The organism is Herbaspirillum sp. B65 (genome assembly GCF_000333555.1).
Taxonomy (GTDB): domain Bacteria; phylum Pseudomonadota; class Gammaproteobacteria; order Burkholderiales; family Burkholderiaceae_D; genus Herbaspirillum; species Herbaspirillum rubrisubalbicans.
Genome location: NZ_BADI01000368.1, coordinates 1 through 1,452, shown reverse-complemented (window position 1 = coordinate 1,452; position 1,452 = coordinate 1). Strand labels below are relative to the sequence as shown.

Below are 1,452 nucleotides of genomic sequence, written 5' to 3'. Positions count from 1 at the left end.
AAGCATGCTGCTTGTTGCGCGTTTCTTCAGGGTGTAGACGCCATTGACGTCGAGCAGCCAGAATTGGTATGTCCTTCAGATAGGGATTGAGACCTTCNGAATGACCGTTTCTTGAGCGCCTNGTCCAGCACCGGGAAGGCCACCTCGATGCGGCGGAACAGGTTGCGGTTCATCCAGTCGGCGCTGGCCAGGTAGACATCGTGGGCCAGGTCGTTGCGGAAGTAGTAGATGCGCGAGTGTTCCAGATAGCGGCCGATGATGGAACGCACCTTGATGTTGTCCGACAGGCCCGGCACGCCCGGTCGCAGCGCGCAGGCGCCGCGCACGATCAGGTCGATCTTCACGCCATCGGCCGAGGCCGCGTAGAGCGCGCGGATTACCGATTCATCCAAGAGCGCATTCATCTTGGCGATGATGCGCGCCGGTCGGCCCTCGCGGGCGATCTGGCCTTCGTTGCGGATGGCGCGGATGATTTCCTTCTGCAGCGAGAACGGCGCCAGCCACAGGTGCGTGAGGTTGCGCGGCTTGGTCAGGCTGGTGAGGTGGATGAAGACTTCGTTGACTTCGGCGGTGAGCTGCTGGTTGGAGGTCAACAGGCCAAAGTCGGTATAGAACTTGGTGGTATTGGGGTGGTAGTTGCCGGTGCCCAGGTGCGCATAGAAGCGCAGCCCCTGGTCTTCATCGCGGCGGATCACCAGGGCCAGCTTGGCGTGCGTCTTCAGTCCCACGACCCCATAGACCACCTGGGCGCCGGCCTGCTCCAGCTTGACCGCCCAGTTGATGTTGGCTTCTTCATCGAAGCGCGCCATCAGTTCCACGATCACCGTGACTTCCTTGCCATGCTGGGCGGCGTAGATCAACGCTTCCATCAGGTCCGAATTCATGCCGGTGCGGTAGATGGTCTGCTTGATGGCCAGCACCCGCGGATCATGCGCGGCGGTACGGATGAAGTCGACCACCGGCTGGAACGACTGGAAGGGGTGGTGCAGCAGCACGTCCTTCTTGTCCAGGGCATCGAAGATGTTTTCGCTGGCCAGTTGCGGCGGCAGGGTGGGGGAGAAGGGCGGGAAGCGCAACTCGGGCTGGTTGACCAGGTTGACGATCTCGCCCAAGCGCACCATGTTGACCGGCCCTTGCACGGCATACAGGCGGTTGTGTTCGATGTTGAACTGGTTCAGCAGGAACTGCGAGAGGTGTTCGGGGCAGTTGGCCGCCACTTCCAGGCGCACCGCCACGCCGAACTGGCGGCTTTGCAATTCGGTCTCCAGCGCCTGGCGCAGGTTCTTGACCTCTTCTTCATCGACCCACAGGTCGCTGTTGCGGGTGACCCGGAATTGCGAATAGGCCATGATGTCGCGCCCCGGGAACAGGTCGGCGATATGCGCATGGATCACTGAAGAGAGCAGGCAGAACGAAGACTGGCCCTGGCCGAGAGATGGTCCGGCAGCTGAT

General features: G+C 61.6%; 1 pseudogene. It reads right to left on the bottom strand.

The annotated features are described in order from the left end of the window. Nucleotides 1-1,452 (bottom strand): annotated as a pseudogene (gene ppk1 / locus I5W_RS09010) (polyphosphate kinase 1); the annotation flags it as partial.